This window comes from Cypionkella sp. PAMC25878, assembly GCF_058135695.1.
This window is the reverse complement of sequence record NZ_CM176871.1, coordinates 3,273,752-3,296,114: the sequence shown is the minus strand read 5'-3', so window position 1 is coordinate 3,296,114 and position 22,363 is coordinate 3,273,752. Positions and strand designations below refer to the sequence as shown.

The window sequence follows — 22,363 nt, the reverse complement described above, 5'->3', positions numbered from 1 at the left end:
AATGAATTTTGTTTGTGGGCAAGTGATTCCGTCGATTTTTTCTGCGCAATTCGATGTCGATACAGGTCAGCTACCCGATGCTTTGACGCATCAGATCGGTTCGATTTCGCCGTTAGGTCATGAGGTTTTCAACTTTGAAGTTGAGGAATATCACACCTATATCGCAGGTGGGGTTCGGGTCCATAATGCTTCAGTTCTGTCATTCTTAAATTCATGGCAACTTTCTCAGATTGTTCCGGGATCTCTAGCAGATTTAAACCATGACAATTCACTGGATTATGTTGAATTGGACAACGGTCTCGGGGGGCTGGCCGCGTCTGGCTCTACGATCTACAAAATGGAAACAGTTGACGGACGTCTTGTCGCCAAAGCCTATGTTACCCATGCCGACGCTTACGGCCGGTTAGTTCAAACACAGTATTTAGTAGATGAAAATAGGAATATTATTGGAGAAAGCATCCGAGAAGTCGTACTTGTTGGAGCTGATTTTGGCTTTCAGATCGGCAAACTCGTCACCCCGTTTATCACGGCTGCACTACTCGATGACGATGCGAGTGTATTTGAAAAGTTGGCGGTAACGTCAATTGCTGGAACATTTGTCCAGAATCTCTTCGAATTTGCAGGCGGGGCAATCCATAGTCAGATTGTGTCCGGTGGGATGCAAAACGGCGATCTGGATGATATTGCTGCTATTACCTTTGCTGATTTTTACCCTGAACTTGTGACAAACACAGTAGATAATGCCTCTGCATTGCTATCGCAGTGGATCATGGCTGAAGTATTCGAAAGCCTGAATACGGAAGAGTTTGCGGGCAAGTTTGCCTACTTGCTGGCTGAACAAGGTGTTAACTACATCATAGACCTTTCGGTGCATGAAATTGCCGTGGATGTTTTGGGTTTAAGTGACACGCAAATAGCAGATTTTGGTCTTTCTCAGCCAGAGTTGGCGCAGATTTTCTCCGGCGCAAATGTGCTGAATCTCATCTTTAAGGCGGCAATCGGGACAATACTACCGGCACTAGAATCGGTGGAGGCGCAAATTGGATCGGGTGTGATTTCGCTTGCACTTGATATGTTTGCTGGAATCACCGGCATTTTGGGTACAGTCTTGGGATATGTTGGCGGTTTGATCTTGGACCTAATCTTTGACAAAGATCCGAGTTCGCTGACGTCAGTTGGCTACGACAGCTATTCAGGCCATTTCCAAGTTATGAGCACGTCTGCACAGGACGGTGGTAATGTGGCCTTGTCTCAGGGCATGGCAGCAGCTTTTACGGACTTCATCAATGGCGTGATCGACCGTGCGGACTCTTCATCTAACAATTTGGGCCAACTCGCTAGTGCCTTAACTTTGACCTTTGGCCATGTCGAAAAGGCGATCCGGAACGGCGATGGCAGCAACTATGGTTCAGTACAGTCTGCGCTCTCAGAGCGCCTAGTAGACGTGTTGAAGGATCTTCGTCTCAATGATGGGGATATAAAGTTTAGTGTTGCACTTGCGTATGTCACGGCCAATGCCGCTGGAGCCGAGGCACAGACGCTTATAAACGATTTTTCATTGCGCTTGCAGATCGCTTCTGATTACGAGAAATATCTTGAGAACCAATCGACATATGATGCACTGATTGCGGCGGATCCGAACAGCGCATTTACAGTTGGTTGGGCTCAGACGTTTGTTCTCGCTGTCCAATTTGGCTACACGGCAAACTTCACAATTAATGGCGATGCCGCAAATAGTACGTTCCGCGCATCTTCAGGCAATGACAGCGTTTCGGCGGGTGCTGGGAACGATGTTGTGCATGGCTTTTCAGGGAACGACACGCTGTACGGAGGCACGGGTTCTGACACTCTGTTTGGTGGGATCGGGAACGACCGCCTTGATGGCCAAGATGGGGACGATCTGCTCTTTGGGGGATCTGGAATTGATACGCTTTACGGTGGAGCCGGGATTGACCAGTTCTCTGTAGGCCAGAGCAATGCTTCGGTGTTTGGCGGCACTGGTGAAGATATGATTACCTTCACCGGAAATTTTGCGGATTATACAGTAAATAATCTCGGCTCGAACTCACTGACTGTGACGCGCAAAAGCGACGGGGTTGTCGTCGCCTTGCAGGGCGTGGAATTCTTACGCTTCGATGATGCTGTTCGGACCTATGACCCGGCCTATTCGACTTATGTGATTGGAACGAACGGCAACGATCTTCTGAACGGAACCGATCTTCGCGATGCACTTTTCGGCCTAGCGGGAGATGATACTATCTACGGTTTTGACGGCAACGACTTTATTTCCGGAGATGTTGGTGACGACAGCCTTTTTGGCGGAATGGGCGACGATTGGGTTTTTGGCGTCCTAGGGCGTGATGTTCTTCGCGGTGGAGCTGGAAACGATGTGCTGTTCGGCGGCGCAGATGATGATTTTACATGGGGTGATTCGGATAACGACAGCATTCAAGGTGAAGATGGCGATGACGTTCTGAATGGCGGAGATGGTTCGGATTCTGTTTACGGCGGCAACCAAGATGATCTGGTCGAAGGGGGGAGTGGTGTTGATCAACTCTATGGGGGATCGGCAGATGACGACCTCTTCGGTGGTACTGGAGTAGACTCGCTCTATGGTGGAGGGTCTGATGATGCAATCTATGGCGGTGCAGAGAACGACTATATTGAAGGCGGGAGCGGTGACGACATCATCGTTGCTGATGCAGGATCGAGCACAATTCTGGGCGAGACCGGAGACGACATAATAACAGGGGGAACCAGCGCTGACCAAATCTTCGGCGGTTGGGGTGATGACACCGTTTATGGTGGTGCAGGCAATGACCTTATTTTTGCATTGACTCAGGCGCTTCCGGAAACCCCGTTTTTTTGGCAGGATGGACTTTCAGACAATCCTGCAGCGAATGCCTACGGCGAATGGGGCGTTGATGTCGTCTATGGCGGTGACGGTGACGATCAGATTTGCGTGACTGGCCCAGATGTCGCATTTGGCGGTTCCGGTAATGATATGTTTTATGCATCGGCAGATCAGGGGCGGATCAACGGGGGCACTGGAACAGATACTATAAAATTTGAATTCACTAATTTTATGGATGCCGTTTGGTACAAGTCTGCATCGGGGCAGATCGGCGCAGTGATTTGGCATAACAACTCAAATGGCACACATAGTGGTGAATATCAGTATCTTGATGTGGTCGATATTGAAAAAATTGTTTCCGCTCAAGGTGAAGTTCTGAATGCTGGATATAGTTACCTTCAAGGCGGACTGGGGAGTTCAAAGTATCAAAACCCAACGTATACGGGATTTGTGACGCTTACAGATGCGGATTTCCAGGCAAGATTTGGGGATACTGCGTTTTTGGATCGGCGTAATAAGGTGCTGGCTTCAGAATGGGAATATGCACCGCTCAGCACCGGCTTTGAAGTGTTTGGTGCAACAAATGATGATATTTCGTTGGCGAATGGAAGCTATGGATTTGATGGTCAACAACGTATTCGTGCTGGTGCGGGTGATGATACGGTAGACGGTGGTTCAGGATATGACCAACTCCATGGCGATGCTGGTAACGACATCATTGATGGTGGAACGGGTGGAGATTTAATTGATGGCGGCGACGGAGCAGATCGCCTTTACGGTGATAGCGGCAAAGACACTATTTATGGTGGTCTCGGCGATGATAAACTTTCAGGCGAATCCGGCGACGATAGTTTAGTCGGTGGGGATGGTGTTGATAAGCTCGGAGGGGGTTCTGGGCATGATGTGAGCTATGGCGGCAGCGGAGATGATTGGCTGCTCGGTGAAAGCGGTCGAGACACATTGTACGGCGGCCTTGGCAATGACTCGATAGAGGGCGGAGCCTCACACGACACGATTTTTGGTGAAGATGGTAACGACTCTATTTTTGGCGGCGATGGCGGTGATAGTGTCGATGGCGGGACGCTCAATGACATTATTTATGGTGGCCTAGGTGTTGATGAACTCATCGGTGGAAGTGGGGATGACCAACTCTACGGCGATGAAGCGTCAGATTTGCTCTATGGCGGCCTCGGGAACGATCTACTGCATGGTGACGACGCTGACGACAATCTCTTTGGTAATGAAGGGAATGATACGCTTGATGGCGGTTCTGGAAATGATCTGCTCGAAGGCGGAGCGGGCAACGACCTGATCAGTGGCAGTGAAGGGGCCGACAAGATTGATGGCGGCGACGGGATCGATACCGCCAGCTATTTGAATGCTGACTCCGGCGTCCGGGTAGACTTGCTCCAAAGCCTCGGCTTCACGGGTGACGCCATGCATGATGTGCTCATCAGTATAGAAAACCTAAAAGGCTCAAACTCGGACGACGATCTTTCGGGCAGTGATATCGCGAACAATATTATTGGGTTCTCCGGCAATGATGTGATCAATGGACGCGGGGGCAATGACACAATTTCCGGATCGTCCGGAAACGACAGCATTAACGGCGGCGATGGAAACGACACGCTCACTGGCGACGCTGGCAACGATCTGATTTTGGGCGACGCCGGAAACGACACGCTCAACGGTTCGGATGGCAATGACACGCTGCAGGGTGGCGATGGCGTTGACAGCCTCCTTGGTGGCATTGGCAACGACAGTATTGCTGCGGATGCGGGGAACGATCGCGTTTTTGGCGAAGCTGGCGATGATCACCTCGATGGTGGAGAGGGGTCGGATTCCATTCTGGGCGGAGATGGAAATGATCTGCTCGCCGGGGGGGAGGGGCAGGACACGCTCAATGGTCAGGCGGATGGCGACAACGTCGTTGGCGGTGCGGGCAATGATGCCCTTTATGGCGAAGCTGGCGCAGACATTCTGAGTGGCGACGTCGGCAACGACGCACTTTTCGGTGGTGATGGTGACGACATCCTCGCTGGTGGTGCCGGAAACGATGCTTTGACGGGCGGGCTAGGTCAGGATGTCTTTTTGACCTCCGCAACTGCTGGTCAAGATACGATCAACGGCTTTGAGGATGGTGTGGATAGGATTTCCGCTATTGCGGGAGCCTATTCTGTGGTCATCTACGACGAAACTGGGGGAGCACGTATCCACTTTGGCCCCAATACCTCGTTCTTCTTGGCAGGTATCAGCGCATCGCAAATATCTCTTGCCGATTTTGCTGCGGGCACTGGGACGAGTTTTCAGATAACGCAGGGTCTGCTTGGAACGGCTGTGGCGGAAACGCTTGTCGGGGCAACCGGCTCTGATGTCATTTTCGGGCAGGCCGGAAATGATAGCATTTCAAGTGGGGGCGGAATCGACGTCATTTATGGCGGGCTTGGAAATGATACGATTGTCGGCGCAGGTGGGCGGTCGGATTATTATGGCGGCGAAGGCAACGATACTTTCGTTGCTGGTACGGGTGAGGAGCATTTCATTGGCGGTTCTGGGCTCGATACCGTTCTGCTTGATAACGCGGTTGCAGGAGTTATCGTTGATCTCGCCACCGATACGGCGACCGGGGGAACGGCGGCTGGTGATCGGTTCGCCGAAATTGAAAACGTGCAAGGTACAGAAGCTTTCAATGATCGCATTTCGGGCAACGGGCTGGGCAATGCGATTGCTGGGCTAGGTGGAGATGACTACCTGTCCGGTGTGGGTGGGAATGATGACCTCTCTGGCGGCGCTGGTGTCGACTCCTTGTTTGGAGGTGACGGAGACGACAGTCTGGATGGTGGTGCTGGCACTGACCAACTGAATGGTGGAGCAGGCATTGATATGCTCTCCTATAGCTCAAGTATTACAGGAGTTGCGGTAAACCTTCAAAATGGCTGGGCTTCTGGTGGGGCAGCGCAGGGCGATATCTTTGCAAGTTTCGAGAGCTTGCGTGGCAGCGACCTGACTGGTGCGAGCGACACGCTGATGGGATCTAGTGGCGACAACACTTTGCTCGGTCTCCGTGGGACGGATGTTCTGCAAGGTGGCGCTGGCAACGACACCCTCTTCGGGGGAAAAGGTGCCGATACCTTTGTGTTCTTCGAGCAAGACGGCTCGGATGTCATTCAGGATTTCACTCAAAGTGATCAGTACGGATATGACCAAATCCTTCTCATTAGCGAGGTATTTGCGCCGGTATTCACAGTAGTATCAGGCGGCGCACAGTTCACGGCGGCGGGCCTTACCGTCTTTGTAGCAGGTGCAACAGTGGCACAGCTTCAGGCAGCCCTTATCCAACCTACGCGGCTTGACGGCACAACAGCGAATGAAAGCCTGGCGGGCACGAGCTCGGACGAAATCGTTGCTGGATTTGCTGGAAACGATAGCCTTTATGGCGCTGGCGGCTTTGACGCCATCTTTGGTGGACTTGGTGCCGATCTGTTGGTTGCAACGTCTGGCAACGACTCGTTGTTTGGCGGCGATAGCTCAGACATCCTGATTGGTGGTGGCGGAGCGGACGTGCTGTACGGCGGTACTGGCACAGATCGAGCTCAATATTCGACAGCGACGAGTGCGGTGATAGCTGATCTTGCTGCCCCGGCGCAAAATACAGGCGATGCCGCATACGACCAGTATGTAAGTATCGAAGATCTGTTCGGTAGTGGGTATAGCGACAGTCTTTCTGGGGATTCCGTAAATAACCGAATTTGGGGTGGTGTTGGAAACGACAGTCTTTCAGGTCGTGAAGGCAACGATTACCTATCGGGAGATGCGGGCAACGATAGCCTGTATGGTGGTGTAGGCAACGACACCTTGTTTGGGGGTACTGGTGCAGATTCTTTGTTCGGTGGTGGTGGCACCGATCTTCTTACTTTCGCGAATGCTGCAACCACTGGAGTATTTGTCAATCTGCTGACTAGCGAAGGTTTGTTGGGAGACGCTGCAGGGGACACATTCTCCTCAATAGAAAACCTGCGAGGCTCCAATATTGCATTGTCTGGCGATACGCTTTCTGGCGACGATCTTGCTAATGTTGTCTGGGGGGACGCTGGGAATGACGTTCTTTCTGGAGGGCAAGGAAATGACACGCTTTATGGTGGCGTAGGCGATGACATCTTCCAGTTCACGCAAGGCGATGGCGTTGATCGGATCGAAGATTTTGTCGCAGGCAGTGATCTCATCCAACTCGCAACCGAAACCAACATATTCACTGTTGTTGATGGAACTGGTGGGGCGACTATTACCTATAGCGGAGGGAGTATCTTCGTTGCAGGCGCTACGTCCGCGCAACTCACCGGGAATATCGAAATCCTTTCACGGATCATCGGCACCGATGCAAACGAGACGCTTTCGGGTACGGCGGCAGGCGAAGTCCTGGTCGGAATGCTCGGAAACGACAACCTTTCAAGTAATGGGGGAGACGACGTCATCTTTGGCGGCGGAGGGATTGATATACTGATCGGGCAAGCAGGACGGTCGGAACTCTTTGGTGGAGATGGTACAGACAAGCTTTACTCGGGTGCAGGAGCCGAGGTGCTTGATGGCGGGCTTGGCGTCGATTCCGCCTACTACACGACTTCAACTGCTGCGGTGGACGTGAATCTTGGAACTGGCCGTGGAGCTGGTGGCGCTGCGTTCGGTGATCGGCTCGTCTCAGTCGAATACGTCTATGGGTCTGCATATTCAGATAAACTGACCGGAAATGAAGTTGCCAATAGGCTTTATGGGGGAGCTGGAAATGACATACTTTCTGGCAATGATGGTGCTGACATATTGAATGGTGATGCAGGAAGCGACACAATCTCTGGTGACCTCGGAAATGATAAGGTTGACGGCGGCGCAGAAGGTGATCGGCTATCCGGCGGAGACGGTATTGATCAAGTCAGCTACTACAGTTCTACAGCTGCTGTGACGATCAATCTAGCAACTGGAACTGCGAACGGTGGATATGCAACTGGTGACGTGCTCTCCGATTTTGAGAATGTTCAGGGTTCAGACCTTGATGCATATGGCGATGTTTTGACTGGAAATGGGATAGCCAATGAAATTCGTGGCGAACGCGGCGGGGACACCCTCCGTGGCGGGCTCGGCAATGACATTTTGTTCGGTGGCCTCGGCAGCGATGTCTTTGCATTTACGCGTGGTGATGGAGCCGACACAGTGAAAGACTTTGAGGATACATCGGATCATATCCGCCTTACAGGTCTCACTTGGTCGGCGCTGGCGATAACAGCACAGGGCGCGAATACATTGATTACTTATGGGCCGGGATCGACTATTCTGCTCGAAAACGTGGCAACCGCATCTATCACCGCAGACGATTTCCTATTCGTGTAGAAACGGTTAATCAAAATGAGGCGCCTCGCATCGGTGTATGCCGACTGCATGAACGGATTTCTGCGCTCTAGACGTGGAGCGCAGATGTGAGGGTTTTGAAACGTATTCTTATTGGGGAGGGTAAGTGGTTAGTCCGGTTTTTGCACAAATTTTTAATCTCTCTTCAAAGGCACGTATGGTCATCCATGCGACTGAAACGTGGTATGACTCAGTCATTTGCGGCCAGTTTGACTTCTTCGAAAAGCTCGGTGCGCGAGCGCGAGATGAAGGTTTCGCGCCCGGAGTCATTCGTGCGCAGACGCAATTGTCCAAACAAATACTTGATGACAAGGAGAGGTTACATATCTTAATTGGACCGCGTACACCGGTGCGTCCGGGCGTTCTTCATGCCCACCCCGGATATATCAGGGGGTTCTGGTATCTTGACCCCGCCGGCGTTAATATGCAGTCATCAATAGCACGGCAGGTGTTTAATCCATCTGAAGTTGACGAGGCAGATGCCAGATGGTTTTTCAATGGCGTCTCAGGATATATGCTTCGTGAAAATGTATCGAAATTTCCGCAGTTGCCGCGAGTTGAAGCAGCCCTGCGTCCGGGATTTGCGACGATTTTCACCCAAGAAATTGAACATTTTCGAAACCCAATGCACTATATAGATACTCTGACAATGCTCTCTACCGTCGCACAAGCCGCGTACGGCGCACGCGTCTATGTCAAGCTGCATCCAGCGCAAAGCGCTGCCGTCGCACAAAAGATTAAGCGGGAAGCAAAGAAGTGGAGCAATATTGAGATATCTCCCGCAAGTGTGCACGATCTGATTGCCGTATCTAAATTCATTGTGACGCAAAATTCAGCATGTGGGTTTGAAGCAATTATGCAAAATAAAAGCATCATTACCTGCGGGCAGTCAGATTATCATCATGTTACGGCAGTAGCTACAGATGCTGAAACGCTAAGTTCTGCACTGACAAAGGGTTTTCACACACAGAAATCCATCAATCTCTTAAAGTATTTCTATTGGTTTTTGGAAATCAAAAACTTGGAATCAGCCAAGCCAGAATTTTCTGATAGGGCGTGGGAAATATGCAGATCAAATGCTCTCCTGCAGTGAAGTTATATTTTCTAGTATTTGCACTACAATAAACAGATAATTGCACTAAGAGCGTTGCCATGAGCGTGGTTGTCTAGAAGTAGCCGCATTGTTTTTTATCGCCGATCCGATATCCGTTCTGATGCAGGCAATCTAGCAAGCGCGGTAATGATTTTGCGCTATCTTCAAAGCACATGAGCTGTAGATACCAATATAAAAAAGCTTCATACGGCCATGCTCTTGAAGTTGCTACATCAATTGCATTACTCATTTTCGCGGCGTTTGTTAGAGTAATTGCATTCTGCCAAAAATCTGTTTGCCCACCCAAAATTACTGGTTTGCGATGTAAGAACGCTTCGAAGCCAACAGCCGAGCTCAACGTCAATACACAATCGCAAACTGTCAGGAGATCGTGAATAGATGCAGAAACCACATATACGCCATTCTGCGGATCGTGGTATCTAGCCAACTGGCTTAATTCTTCAAATTCCTGCTTGGGGTGAGGTTTGATATAAAGCGCCCGATTGCCTTTTGAGGTTATCGCAGCTTCGATCATTTGCGGAACACTCAAGAAATGCCGATGGTGTTTTGGATCTTTAAAACTTTGTGAAAAAAATACCAAACAACCATTCTCAACGATTTCAGACCCGCGCGGCGGTTGCTCAAATTTACTTCTATTCTCGGCTATAAACTGCGATTGGAGCACATCTAGAAACCGTTCGGCTTTGCGACGGGGTATGGAAGTGGCATCAAACGGAGAAAGGCGCTGAAGTGAGTTGTTACGAGTGCCTATCTCATCGAAAAACCAATAGCCACGCAGATAACTAGGGACGCAATGAAAAATGTTAGGTGCATAGTAAGGGCGATCTTCCATGAAAATATGCAGGTGGCGAAGGACTGTGCTGGCTACCTCGTGTGCACCCTGACTTCTGCCAACTACCTCCACTTGCCAGCCATGTGAACGTGCATGATCAGACAACGCAGCCAATAATTTAAAGTGGCCCTTTTCTAACCCAGTAACTAGCCGATCTGAGGCGTGAAAAAACAGGGTTGACGGCAGTGATGTCAGATTTTCGAATGTGTTGCTCACAGATTTACCATATTGTTGAATATATTAGGGTGCCATAAACCGGAAACGACCTCCAATCATGAGTAAGATATCAGGATTTTCGCCCATCACCACCTGCATTCTTCGAGGTGAAGGGTTCGCCCATTGCTGACCCGCGTGACGGGCGTATCTTCCCCGCATTAAGTGTGAACCTCAGCGATGTCGGTGTGAAAGTAGTCGAGCAGGCGGGCTTGTACTTCTTCTTTCCAAACTTATTTCCGTTGACCTGGGGTAATTTTGTGCATCTTCAAACAACGACTCAGGGATAGTTGTGTCAGGTGCGACATTATAGGTTGGAGCACAACATCTAAGTTTAATTTGCGTTCTTCCGTATTTTAAGGGGCGTATTAGCAGGGCTTACGCAGGCATTCTCCCGTTTAACTTGTGATATCTAATTGATTTGATATGGTAATCCCCCCATTTTTAGTTGGGTGCATCAGTAGAATTCACGCGGCCATTTTCAGTTTCATGACGGGTGTGATGCCGCCGATGCCCATGTTGGGGCGGTCGTTGTTGTAAGCCCATAACCATTGTGTGGCGTGATCTTGGGCCTCCTCGATGGTTTCGAAGACGTATTGGTCGAGCGATTCGTGCCTGACGGTTCGGTTGTAGCGTTCGATATAAGCGTTCTGCTGCGGCTGACCGGGTTGGATATGCAGGATGGTAACCCCCTGTTTCTCAGCCCATTTCAACAGCTTTTCACTGATGTATTCGGGGCCATTGTCGACCCGAATGGTCCCCGGTGTTCCTCGGCATTCGATGGCATCACGCCCGGATCATTCCGGCGCGATTTGTGAAGCCCTATGTGAAGTCGAACAAGACCGACACGGTTGATGCCGCGGCGATTGCCGAGGCTGTCACAATGCCGACCATGCGATTTGTCGAAGCGCGAACTGCGGAGCAGGTTGATCTGCAGGCGCTCCACCGCATCCGGGACCGGCTTGTCGGTGAGCGCACTGGGCTGATGAATCAGGCACGGGCTTTTTGCATCGAATATGGGCTGTCCATGCGTGTCGGGGCCGGTGGCTTTCATGCAGATATCCGGAGGCACCTTGGCAATTTGGAAAACGATTTGACCGAGACCATGCGGGACTTGCTGAACGACCTGCTGGATGACCTTGCCTATATCGAGAACCGGGTCAGAGCCTTGAGCGCCAGGATCGAAGCGATCGCGAACGAAGACGAGACGATCCGTAGATTGCTGACCATCCCCGGGATCGGCGCGTTGACTGCAACAGCCCTTGTGGCGGCGGCTGGAGATGGCCGACAATTCCGCAAGGCGCGAGACATGGCGGCATGGCTAGGCCTTGTGCCCGCAGAACACTCGACGGGAGGAAAGCAGACCCTTCTCGGGATCAGCAAGCGTGGAAACGGATATGTGCGCCGTCTGATCATCCACGGAGCGCGATCCTGTTTTCTGCACCTGAACCGGGAAAGCCATGCCTTGGGACGTTGGCTGAATGCACTGGAAGCCCGAACCCACCGCAACAAAGCCGTCGTTGCCCTGGCCAACAAGCTGACGCGCATCGTCTGGGCGATCCTGACACAACCCGGCACCGTCTACTTGCGGTCAAAAGGTGCAGCTGCCTGAACTGATCCTTCACCGCAAAACCCATTGCAGGGGACGTGCTTCTCGGCGATGCATGCATCGCCTGTCAGCCAGCGGATGACCAAACGGTTGATCGACCACGGGTAAGCCACGCGAAAAAAACGGGACATGATCCCGTGCCACTAATCTGGAACCCGAGGGGCGGATCTCATCAAGGCCTTGTCGCCAAAAGCGGCTGACTGATCAGAGGCAGGATACATTTACGCAAGCCGGTGCGTCACCCACATAAACCTTGCAATAGCGGGGCGGACCATACATTTTTCCAAGAGCCTCCTTGAGCAGTTCATTTGGTAATCCCCCCATTTCTAACTGGGTGCACTCGTAGAGCTTATGCGGCCATTTTCAGTTTCTGGGCGGGTGTGATGCCGCCGATGCGCCGTTGCCCGGCAATGGTTTGCTTGCAAACCATGAAAGGGATGTTCGGGCGGTCGTTGTTGTAAGCCCCCCCCCACGTCTTGCGGGCGTCGGTCAGCCCGACCAGCAGATCGGCGATCTCATCGTTCTCGGCCCGCAACTTTGGGCCATAGCGATAACAGGTCTCCCTGACCCCGAAAGTCCGGCAGGCCAGCGCTATGCTGATCCCGCGCCGCGCCACTGCATTCCCGGCCATCTCGCGGCGTTGACCCACGGCAAATGCATGCATTTGCCTTTCGGGCAACGGATGGCCGATCTATTTTTCCAAGAGCCTCCTTGAGCAGGTCATTTTGCATGCTCAGCTCGGCGAACATCGTCTTCAGCCGCCGGTTCTCCTCCGCAATGGCCTGCGTCGGGGTGATCATCGACGCATTTACGGGGTGTATGTCCCCCACGATGAAAACAGTGCCACAAGCCGCCGGACGCCACCCGCAACGCTCGGCCGTCGTCGCAGGACGACGGGCTGGACGCCGGGCATGAAGGAGTAGTGTTGATGAATGATATGAACCTCGAAGTCGGAGCGTTGCTTGACGCAGACGATCAGATCGACCTGCCCCTCGAAGGCGACCCGCGCCCCGCCCAGGAAGACACTGAGGCACTCTCGGGTTGGCTCTTGCGGCGGTCTTACGTTAGCGACTGGGATAATCAGTTTGTTGCGCGGCTTGAGGTGGTCCTGAGGCGCGACAAGGACGGCACCCTGCTGCCAGAGGGAAAAGCGTTCCGCAACGAGCGGAAGGGAGTGTGCGTGACCGCCATTTCGCAAGACGAAAAAACTACCATGGTCTGGCTGGTCCTCAAGCGGCTTTTCAATGACAGCTTTGATGAGAAGAAATGCGGCGAGCGGATCGCGTATTGTCGGCTGAGGCATGCGGCGAGCGTAAAAAGCGTTTGTGAGGACCTATGCCGTTCGACCGGCTACACTAAGTTCCCGTCAAAAATGATCCGCCTTGAAGCCGGTGACCTTGCCGCGCATCGGTTGCGCATGGCCGGAATCACGATTGTCGTCATCGACGAAGTCCATAACCTGAACGACCCAAAGGCTGTGATCAATACCTTCCTCAAGACCCTTGTTCAGGATGGTGGCGGCTTTTGCATCATCCTTATCGGCACCCCGAAAGTGCGGAATTTGATCTATGATGACCCCGAACACCTTGAACTTGCCGAGCGCCATCTGGACCTTCCCCTAAAGCCATTCGCGCGGACAGTGTCGATTGATCTGGTCAATCGTGCCTTGAAAGAGGTCAGCCATGATGCGGGAGTGCGCCTCGCACCGAGCATCAAGAATGATCCTTACTTTGCCGACAGGATATATGATGGCGTTCATGGCAGCTTTGGACGCTGCACATTCCTGATTGTGAACTCTGCCATCCGCGCGGTCGAACAAGGCGGAGATGCGGTGGATATCGAGGATTTCCGCGAATTCTTCGACATGAAATACCTGCATTTTAACCCTGAGAACCCATTCAAACACAGCGATTGGTCTCACGGGCGCATGCGGCAACGACCGACGGGCCTGACGCTTCAAATGTCTTTTTCGAGGGTGTTTCCGCGCCAGCGCCGCCCAAAAGCGTGGACGGCCGCGAAAGAGCGCGGGGAAGACGAAATGACGTCGGACTCCCTGATGCCCAATTTGCCGTTCCATGCTGGCGAGGTGAGTCAGGGCTATTTCGTCAGGACCGGATATTACCACGCCGGCGTGCCTGTAAGCACCTTTAACCGCTACGGTGGGGTCGACCATGTGGATTTCCGCAACGGTACTGGCGCCTTCGTAGATCGGATGGCGGCTCTGGCCGACCTTCAACCAGCGGAGATCGCGTTCAACACTCTGAGCGTCATTTCGAATGACTTGTTGCAGCTGCGGGGCGAGCAGCTTGGTCTCACGGCGGTTCGGCGGATCTTTGTCAGCTTTTGCCCCCAATGCTTCCGTCAGGACGCCGAAGGGCAAGTTGATGCTGGAAGCGGTGCGCAGTGATTCCAGTGGGCGTGGTGGTTGCGCCCGGTGGTGATTTGCAAACGGCATCGGGCGATCTTGGTTGAGCTGCCCGCGCCGGATCCGGTGAGCGCCTTCGACCTGCAGAAGCTCATCGTTGAACAGGATTTCAAACTTCCGAACACGGCTGAAGATGGCCCTAAAGTTCCCGGTGCCTTGCAAACATACGTCGAGGATCGGCTCTGGGGTGCGAAGAACGCGGCGGCTTGGCTCGATGGGCAGGGGATCGTCCCCGGAAGCAAGGCCTGTGAGATGCTGGGTGCGCTTGTCGAAGGCGGTCCCGAGGCAAAGATCGGCCGTTATTCCGAGCTAGATTGGGCGCGTACCAGCGATATCGGTTTCCAGATATGTTCGCGCGGCCCAGACGCTATCATGGAGTCATTCGCACAGTTGCGGATCAGCGCCTGCCGACGCAGCGGCCGGACTGGGCCACAGGGAGCATACGGATTTCTATTTAACTGGCTGAAATACACCCAACGATCTGCCGATTTCGGCCCACTGCGGACGATTGTACGTGACACCATCATCGAAAATTTTGCGATAAGCCCCGGCGAAGTCATTCTTGGAGAGATGGTTGCGCAGCGTCGTGTCCATTCCGTCAACTCGCTGGTGAACGCGACCGGGATCAACCGCTTTAGTCTTTACAGGGTCATGCGGAAGGCAGGGATGATCCCGGAAACTGCCGACGCAGTGGCGTTCAACCAGTGGGTCTTCCCGGCGGACGAAGGGGAGAGGCTGATCACCCGCATCCAAAACTCCATTCCCTTGAATCAAGTGAAGCAAGAACTCGGGTGCAGTAAGACCCACGCGGAACAGTTGGCGCAGCACGGGTTGATCACCTCGGTGGTGCCGACCATCGAAGGGAAGGTCGGGTTGACGCAAGGGTATTTCAACCATGACGACCTATCCGCATTCGTGACGAATGTGCTGCGCAATATCGTCTTCATCTCCGGAGAGGAGAAAGGCTACGTCAATCTGACGGCTGTCGCACGGCGTTTCTCATCGACTGCAGAAATTCTGCGGTGGCAACTGGACGGTAAGTTGACCGGTACGCTGCTGCGTAACGGGGTGCCAAGGCTTGACCACCTTCGCTTCGACCATGCCGTTACCAAGGCCCTTATCACGGCGCGCCGGTGCCCTGACTTGCACGGCCTCGCGTCTGTGGCGCTTATGTTGGGTATCTCGCTTAATGCGGTGAAAAAGTTAGTTGCGTTTGGTGATGGCGGTCCATGGTTGAATCCGACAGCCGCAGAGATCGTTGCAGGGCTGGCCGGTGGGGCCTACGTATCCTTGACCGAAATCAATAGGTTTGAGACGGAATACGCCACGCTCGGGATGATCGCCCGCACTGTTGGCGTCCACGCCTGTGCTGTGAAGCGCTTACTTGCGCAGCGCAGCATCCAGCCGACGTTCGATCCTGCGTGGCTTGGATCAGTGATCTATCGAAAGTCGGATGTGGCGGGTTTTATGGCTGAAAGCGGTAGCACGGGGGAGCCCGAAGAATTTCATAGAATTCGTGCAGTTTTTCGCCAAAAATCAGCGGATTTTGCGGAAAGTGATCTCTTTGGTGAATCCGATGTGTCACATTGCTCGTCGGGTCATTCCGGGCCCTGTGTAAATCAGTTACTTACGTTTAAAATTGTGCTTTTTATGATGGTGACTACATGATCGGTCGTTAACCTCTTGTCACAGTGGTTAAATTTCCGTCATAAAAATGTTACAAACTGACAGGAGTCCGCATGGCCATTGCCCTTACCGCCGCCGCTGTGAATATGGCCGTTGCATTGTCTTGTGGCGCGTTGATCGGCTCAGAGCGGCAGGTGCGCCAGCGCATGGCGGGCCTGCGCACCAATGCTCTGGTGGCGTTGGGCGCGGCGGGATTCGTGGTTTTCAGCCAGTTGATCGAGCATGACGCCAGCCCCAGCCGGGTGGCGGCGCAAGTGGTGTCGGGGATCGGTTTTTTAGGCGCAGGCATCATTTTTCGCGATGGTTTCAATGTGCAGGGGCTGAATACGGCGGCGACTTTGTGGTGCTCGGCGGGGGTTGGCTTGCTTGCAGGCGTGGGGGCTTGGCCGTTTGCGCTGGTGCTGACCGGGTTGGTGGTATTTGTGAACCTTGGGCTGCGGCCTTTGGTGAAATTTCTCAAGCGGCATACCAAGGCCGGGGTGCCGCTGACGCGATCTTATCGGGTGGTGTTGAGCTGTGCCAGCGATCAAGAGGCTGCGATGCGGGCGTTGTTGCTGCGCTGCCTCAGCTTGGGCGGGTTGCATGTGCATGAAATTGCCGTGCAAACGCAAGAGGATGGGCTAGAGATTTCGGCGCTGGTCGGCGGCGAGGACGCACCAGATCACGCGGTAGAACAGGCCGTGCAACGCATGGCGGCAGAGATTGGGGTGGTGCGGGTGCGGTGGATGGTCGCCGATGAGGTCTGAATAGCGGTGCTGCCGTGCAGCAATGGCTTTCGGGCGGGGTGCAAGCAGTGCTAGACTTGCGGCAGTTGCGGCGTTAAAAGAGCGTCGTTAGCGCTAACAACGCTTCTGTTATGGCCCAAGCTGCGAGGTAAGCCAATGGTTTCGCGAGTCATTCCGGTAGATGCCTTTGATCTGGTGATCTTTGGCGGCACTGGCGATCTGGCCAAGCGTAAGATCCTTCCGGGGCTGTATCGCCGTTTCATGGCCGGGCAGATGACCGAAAACAGCAGGATCATCGGGGCGGCGCGTGCCGATCTGAATGATGAGTCGTTTCGGGCGATGGTGGCCGAGGCGATTGCCGAGTTTGTGCCGAAAGACCGGCAGGACAAGACGGTTATCGCGCAATTCCTTGAAAAGATTGACTATGTCTCGATTGACGCCACGGGTGAGGGCGGTTGGGCCAAGCTGAAAGCCCTGATGCGTGAGAACGTGGTGCGGGCATTTTACTTCTCGGTGGCACCTTCGTTGTTTGGCGATCTTGCGGAGCGTTTGCATCTGCATGAGATTGCGGACGCCTGGAGCCGGATCGTGGTGGAAAAGCCGTTTGGCCGCGATTTGGCCTCGGCCAAGGCGTTGAACGCGGTTTTGGCAAAGCACTTCGCTGAGACGCAGATTTACCGGATTGATCATTATCTCGGCAAGGAAACCGTGCAGAACCTGATGGCGGTGCGGTTTGCCAATATTCTGTTCGAACCTTTGTGGAAGGCGGAATACGTCGACCATGTGCAGATCACCGTGGCGGAGACCGTGGGGGTCGATGGCCGTGGCGCCTATTACGACAAATCGGGGGCGATGCGCGATATGGTGCAGAACCATATGATGCAGCTGTTGTGCCTAATCGCGATGGAGCCGCCCTATCACTTTGACCCCGATGCGGTGCGCGATGAAAAGCTGAAGGTGATCCGGGCGCTGGACCCGGTGAAGCCCGAGCATATCGTGCGGGGGCAGTATCTGGCGGGCAATGGCGAGGGCGGCTATCTGGAGCATAGCGAGAATCCGGCCAGCAAGACCGAAAGCTATATCGCGCTGAAGGTGAAGATCTCCAACTGGCGCTGGCAGGGCACGCCGTTCTATTTGCGCACCGGGAAGCGGCTGCGGGCGCGGGCGTCGGAGATTGCGATCACCTTCAAGCAGCCGCCGCATTCGATCTTTGACGATGCCAAGGGCTGGCTTGAGAATGTCTTGGTGATCCGGTTGCAGCCCGATGAGGGGATGAACCTGAAGGTGATGATCAAGGAACCGGGGCCGGGGGGGATGCGTTTGATGCAAGTGCCCTTGGACATGGCGTTTGCCGATGCTTTGGGGCCGGATGCCGAGGATGTGCCGGATGCCTATGAGCGGCTGATCATGGATGTGATCCGCGGCAACCAGACGCTGTTCATGCGTGGCGATGAGGTGGAAGCGGCTTGGGCTTGGACCGATCCGCTGATTGAGGGTTGGGAGGCGCGCGGGGATAAGCCGCAGGGCTATGATCCGGGGTCTTCGGGGCCAGAGGATGCTTTGATGCTGATGCACCGCGATGGGCGGCGCTGGCGGGAGATTAAAGTTTGAATTTTATCGCATACCCAGACCGCGAATTCATGATGCTGGATGTGGCTGGCAAGATTGCCGGCCAGCTTTCGGAAGAATTGAACATGTATGGCCGGGCGTCTTTGTCGGTGCCGGGTGGAACGACTCCGGGGCCGATTTTCGACATTCTGTCGGGGGTGAACCTCGATTGGGCCAATGTCGCGGTGATGCTGAATGATGAGCGCTGGGTGGGCGAGGATAGCCCTCGGTCGAACACGCGGTTGTTGAAGGAACGGTTGCTGGTCGCTAAGGCTGCGGCGGCCACGCTTATTCCCTTATATGCAGAGGCTTCCGAGCCGGAGTTGATGTTGCAAAGCCTGTCGGAAGCCATCGCCCCGCATCTGCCTTTGACAGTTTTGCTGCTGGGTATGGGCAATGATATGCACACCGCCAGCCTGTTTCCCGGTGCGGATTTGCTGGCCGAAGCACTCGCGCCCAATGCTCCGATCCTGCTTGCGCTGCGGGCTGAGGCTGCGGGCGAGCCGCGCGTCACGCTGACCGCCCCGGTTTTGACCGAGGCGAAGAACATCCATATCCTGATCACCGGGGCCGAGAAGCGCGCGGCGATTGAGGCCGCGGCTAACCTGCCTGCGCTGGAGGCTCCGGTGCGGGTGGTGCTGGATAATGCAACGGTTCATTGGGCCGAATAACAGCGGAGTAGGTCATGTCGGAAAAATGGCAAGCATTGAGAGATCACGCGCTGAGCGTGGCAAGGCGGCCAATCCTGTCGCTGTTCGAGCACGCGGGACGGGCGCAGGCGTTTAGCGTCGAGGTGGGCGATGCGCGGTTGGATTACTCGAAAACCAATATTGATGAGCAGGCCAAGGCGATGCTGTTGACGCTGGCCGAGGTTTCCGGTGTGGCGGAAAAGCGCGCGGCGATGTTTGGCGGCGAAAAGATCAACGTCACCGAAGGCCGAGCGGTTTTACACACTGCGTTGCGCGGGGGCATTGAAGACAAGGTGATGTGCGACGGCGTGGATGTGATGCCTGACATTCGCAAAACCAAGGCGCGGATGGCAATTTTCACCCGCGAAGTGCGGACGGGCAAGTTTACCGGTCAAGGTGGAAAAATCACTGATGTGGTGAATATCGGCATCGGCGGCTCTGATCTTGGCCCGGCGATGGTGACGCTGGCGCTGGCACCTTATCACGATGGGCCACGGGTGCATTACGTCAGCAACGTCGATGGCGCGCATATCGCGGATGTGTTGAAGGGGCTGAACCCGGAAACCACTTTGGTGATCGTGGCCTCTAAAACCTTCACTACGATTGAGACGATGACCAATGCCGAAACCGCGCGGGCTTGGATGGCGACCAAGGTGAAAATCCCCGCTGCGCAGTTCGCAGCTGTGTCCACTGCGGCAGACAAAACGGCGGCGTTTGGCATTGATTCTGCCCGGGTGTTTGGCTTTGAAGATTGGGTTGGCGGGCGCTATTCGGTCTGGGGGCCGATTGGTCTGGCGGTGATGATGGCGGTCGGACCCGAGGCGTTTGAAGACTTCCTCGCTGGCGCGCGCGCCATGGACGCGCATTTCGTCTCCACACCGTTCGCGCAGAATATGCCGGTGCTTCTGGCGCTGGTGGGCATCTGGCACAACCAGATTTGCGGCTATGCCAGCCGGGCGGTTCTGCCCTATGATCAACGACTTAGCCGATTGCCCGCTTACCTTCAGCAGTTGGAAATGGAAAGCAACGGCAAGTCGGTGGCGATGGATGGCTCTGATCTGCCCACCCATTCTGGCCCGGTGGTTTGGGGTGAACCCGGCACCAATGGCCAGCACGCGTTTTATCAGCTGATCCACCAAGGCACCCGGGTTGTGCCGTGCGAGTTTATGGTCGCGAAATCAGGGCACGAACCCGATTTGGCGCATCAGTATTTACTGTTGGTGTCAAACTGCCTGGCGCAGTCCGAAGCCCTGATGCGAGGGCGCAACTTGAACGAGGCGCGCGCAATCATGGAGAAGAAAGGCGCTGTTGGCGAAGAACTGGAGCGGCAAGCGCGGCATCGGGTGTTCCCCGGCAATCGGCCTTCGACCACGCTGGTCTATCCAAAACTGACGCCGTTCGTGCTGGGGCAGATCATCGCTTTGTATGAGCACCGGGTGTTTGTGGAGGGCGTGATTTTGGGGCTGAACTCGTTCGACCAATGGGGCGTAGAGCTGGGCAAAGAGCTGGCTTTGGCCTTGCAGCCGATCCTTGAGGGCGACGATGCCAGTGGCAAGGATGGCTCGACGCAGGCTTTGGTGGCGTATCTGCGCGGCTGATGTCGGGCGCTTGCGCGCGATAGAGGTGGAAAGATACGCCCGGACGTTAAGAATTGGAGGGGGTAAGGGGGGCGAAAAGCCCCCCTTTTGTTTACTTCAAAGCTGCCGTGACGATGACTTCCACCAGATACTCCGGCGTCGCCAGCTTGGCTTCCCCGGTGGCGCGCGCCGGGGTGTTACCTGCGGGCACCCAAGCATCCCAGACCGCGTTCATCTCGCCGAAGGTTGCGATATCGGCCAGCCAGATTTGCACTGACAGGATGCGGGTTTTGTCGGTGCCAGCTTCGGCGAGGATGCGGTCTACCTCGGCCAAGCAATCTTTGGTTTGTTGCGTGACGCTTGCACCGGGGGTGCCGACTTGGCCCGCCAGCCAGACGATGCCGTTGTAAGCCACGGCCTCGGACATCCGCGCACCTACGCCGATACGTTTGATCTCGCTCATGGTATTCCTTTCCTGAAAGCTGCTGATTGCTAGCCTAGGCGGTGGCAAAGGGGAAGGGTTGCCCTATGCTGCGGTGCAGCGTGCGCTTGGGTCAGGGGATGGCAAGGAATTGCGGGTGTTTTGAAAGCGCTGCCCACGGCGGGCGTTCAAGCCCATGAAGTTTCTCATGCGCAATGATGTTTCCGTGCACGCGCCGTCGGCGACGATGGCGGCGACGACCAAAGTTTTTTTGGGGGTGGCGGCGGAGCTGGATTATTGTTGTGATCCGACGCTGTTGTATTTTCCGAGCGCGCGTTATGCGGGGCATGCGACGGTGATGCGGCAGGTCGAGGCGTTGCGCGCACCGTTGCAGACCAATGCGGAGAGCCTCGCGGATGGCGCGGTGACGGTGGCGATCGTGTCGCTTAGGACATGCAAATCGCGGTGAAGTCCGGCGGGGTGCGTTGCGCGGGCGCGCAGGATGGCTTAGGACGGCGCAAGCCGGATGTTCCGTTGACCTGCCGGATACTTCGTTGACTTGAAAGGAAAGCCCATGTCCTTGCGTGCCCTTGGCCTGATCGCAACGCTCGCCCTGACCGCCTGCGGCTCCAGCAGCGATATGCAGCTTTATCCGACCGCCGGACCCTTGGCATCGCAGACACCGCCGCCCGTGATCCATGCCAAGGCTGAGACGACCGAGGAAACCTCGGGCGCTTTGACTTTTAAGCTGTCTGACCGGACCAAATGCAGCGGCACATGGTCGGCCCTTGCGCCGAAAGTGGTCTCAAAGACGCGCGGCGTCTCGTTGACCCTGCGCGGCGGACCGGGTGGCAAATATGACAACAGCACGGAATCGGTGGGCGGTATCAACACGGGTGAGATTTACGCGGTTTGCAAAGATGGCACTGTCGTGCAAGGCAAATTTGTGATGGGGTCCAGCACCACCAGCGGCACGGGCACGGCCACGGATACGCGCGGGAATACTTATAAACTGCTGTTCTAGGCTCTGAAAGGCTTTTGACTCACTGTGGCGGCCCTTTGTGGGTCGCCATTTTCATTGATCACTCCGGGACTCTGTACGGGACTCGATAGCCCAAAATGCCAGTTACAGTCACATTTTCTGAAATCCATCAGTTGCCAACATTCAAAAACTGGCAACAAGCCATTGGAATTGCTTACTCATCTAGGGAAA

The 22,363-nt window shown here is 54.6% G+C and carries 13 protein-coding genes and 2 pseudogenes; 11 read left to right on the top strand and 4 right to left on the bottom strand.

The features are described 5' to 3' along the window. Window position 1 precedes the first annotated feature (1 nt). On the top strand, window positions 2–8,233 hold the full coding sequence (locus ACS5RD_RS16165; protein WP_489928245.1) for a hypothetical protein: 8,232 nt from the start codon (window positions 2–4) through the stop codon (window positions 8,231–8,233). A 124-nt stretch (window positions 8,234–8,357) separates the two neighbouring features. Then, window positions 8,358–9,344 carry a capsular polysaccharide export protein, LipB/KpsS family gene (locus tag ACS5RD_RS16160; protein ID WP_489928244.1) on the top strand — a complete coding sequence of 329 codons (987 nt, stop codon included), beginning with the start codon at window positions 8,358–8,360 and terminating at the stop codon, window positions 9,342–9,344. Between the two features lie 73 nt (window positions 9,345–9,417). Here ACS5RD_RS16160 and ACS5RD_RS16155 read toward each other — a convergent pair whose 3' ends face one another. Together ACS5RD_RS16155 and ACS5RD_RS16150 are read right to left on the bottom strand one after the other, a co-directional pair. Next, entirely contained in the window at window positions 9,418–10,413 is a 996-nt protein-coding gene (locus ACS5RD_RS16155) for a capsular polysaccharide export protein, LipB/KpsS family (protein WP_489928243.1), read from the bottom strand. Window positions 10,414–10,877: 464 nt separating this feature from the next. Continuing rightward, window positions 10,878–11,192, bottom strand: a pseudogene (locus ACS5RD_RS16150) (transposase); the annotation flags it as partial. On the opposite strand from ACS5RD_RS16150, the gene ACS5RD_RS16145 reads away from it, so the two are divergent. Further along, a complete protein-coding gene (locus ACS5RD_RS16145; RefSeq protein ID WP_489928242.1) occupies window positions 11,174–12,022 on the top strand; it encodes an IS110 family RNA-guided transposase in 849 nt (282 codons plus the stop codon). The pseudogene ACS5RD_RS16150 and the gene ACS5RD_RS16145 sit on opposite strands and share 19 nt — an antisense overlap. 463 nt (window positions 12,023–12,485) lie before the next feature. On the opposite strand, the pseudogene ACS5RD_RS16140 reads toward ACS5RD_RS16145, so the two are convergent. Continuing rightward, window positions 12,486–12,831, bottom strand: a pseudogene (locus ACS5RD_RS16140) (IS3 family transposase); the annotation flags it as partial. Window positions 12,832–12,947: 116 nt separating this feature from the next. On the opposite strand from ACS5RD_RS16140, the gene ACS5RD_RS16135 reads away from it, so the two are divergent. The 6 genes from ACS5RD_RS16135 to pgi all read left to right on the top strand — a co-directional run bounded on the left by ACS5RD_RS16135 (window position 12,948) and on the right by pgi (window position 20,750). Continuing rightward, window positions 12,948–14,426 (top strand): AAA family ATPase, encoded by a 1,479-nt coding sequence (locus tag ACS5RD_RS16135; RefSeq protein ID WP_489928241.1) that lies wholly within the window; start codon window positions 12,948–12,950, stop codon window positions 14,424–14,426. An 18-nt stretch (window positions 14,427–14,444) separates the two neighbouring features. Continuing rightward, window positions 14,445–16,112: a hypothetical protein gene (locus ACS5RD_RS16130; protein ID WP_489928240.1), complete on the top strand. Its 1,668-nt coding sequence runs from the start codon at window positions 14,445–14,447 to the stop codon at window positions 16,110–16,112. A gap of 71 nt (window positions 16,113–16,183) precedes the next feature. Continuing rightward, window positions 16,184–16,876, top strand: coding sequence for an MgtC/SapB family protein (locus ACS5RD_RS16125; protein ID WP_054006043.1), 693 nt, complete (start codon window positions 16,184–16,186; stop codon window positions 16,874–16,876). 135 nt (window positions 16,877–17,011) lie between these two features. Then, entirely contained in the window at window positions 17,012–18,466 is a 1,455-nt protein-coding gene (gene zwf / locus ACS5RD_RS16120) for a glucose-6-phosphate dehydrogenase (RefSeq protein ID WP_489928239.1), read from the top strand. Continuing rightward, window positions 18,463–19,134, top strand: coding sequence for a 6-phosphogluconolactonase (gene pgl / locus ACS5RD_RS16115; RefSeq protein ID WP_054006045.1), 672 nt, complete (start codon window positions 18,463–18,465; stop codon window positions 19,132–19,134). The genes zwf and pgl overlap by 4 nt, the downstream gene beginning before the upstream one ends. Before the next feature lie 14 nt (window positions 19,135–19,148). After that, a complete protein-coding gene (pgi, locus tag ACS5RD_RS16110; RefSeq protein ID WP_489928238.1) occupies window positions 19,149–20,750 on the top strand; it encodes a glucose-6-phosphate isomerase in 1,602 nt (533 codons plus the stop codon). 91 nt (window positions 20,751–20,841) lie between these two features. Here the strand turns inward: pgi and ACS5RD_RS16105 are convergent, their stop codons facing one another. Beyond that, complete coding sequence (locus ACS5RD_RS16105; RefSeq protein WP_489928237.1) at window positions 20,842–21,192, bottom strand: RidA family protein; 351 nt, start codon at window positions 21,190–21,192, stop codon at window positions 20,842–20,844. 154 nt (window positions 21,193–21,346) lie between these two features. Between ACS5RD_RS16105 and ACS5RD_RS16100 the strand changes: the two genes are divergently transcribed. Then, on the top strand, window positions 21,347–21,619 hold the full coding sequence (locus ACS5RD_RS16100) for a hypothetical protein (protein ID WP_489928236.1): 273 nt from the start codon (window positions 21,347–21,349) through the stop codon (window positions 21,617–21,619). 105 nt (window positions 21,620–21,724) lie between these two features. Beyond that, the gene (locus ACS5RD_RS16095) at window positions 21,725–22,174 is read left to right on the top strand and encodes a hypothetical protein (RefSeq protein ID WP_489928235.1); all 450 of its coding nucleotides are present in this window, start codon (window positions 21,725–21,727) and stop codon (window positions 22,172–22,174) included. Window positions 22,175–22,363: the final 189 nt, after the last annotated feature.

Excerpts from the sequence above, each read along its gene's own strand:
- ACS5RD_RS16135 (WP_489928241.1), top strand. The coding sequence starts at position 12,948 with ATGAATGATATGAACCTCGAAGTCGGAGCGTTGCTTGACGCAGACGAT.
- zwf (WP_489928239.1), top strand. The coding sequence starts at position 17,012 with ATGGTTTCGCGAGTCATTCCGGTAGATGCCTTTGATCTGGTGATCTTT.
- ACS5RD_RS16100 (WP_489928236.1), top strand. The coding sequence starts at position 21,347 with ATGAAGTTTCTCATGCGCAATGATGTTTCCGTGCACGCGCCGTCGGCG.
- pgi (WP_489928238.1), top strand. The coding sequence starts at position 19,149 with ATGTCGGAAAAATGGCAAGCATTGAGAGATCACGCGCTGAGCGTGGCA.
- ACS5RD_RS16125 (WP_054006043.1), top strand. The coding sequence starts at position 16,184 with ATGGCCATTGCCCTTACCGCCGCCGCTGTGAATATGGCCGTTGCATTG.
- ACS5RD_RS16095 (WP_489928235.1), top strand. The coding sequence starts at position 21,725 with ATGTCCTTGCGTGCCCTTGGCCTGATCGCAACGCTCGCCCTGACCGCC.
- ACS5RD_RS16105 (WP_489928237.1), bottom strand. The coding sequence starts at position 21,192 with ATGAGCGAGATCAAACGTATCGGCGTAGGTGCGCGGATGTCCGAGGCC.
- ACS5RD_RS16165 (WP_489928245.1), top strand. The coding sequence starts at position 2 with ATGAATTTTGTTTGTGGGCAAGTGATTCCGTCGATTTTTTCTGCGCAA.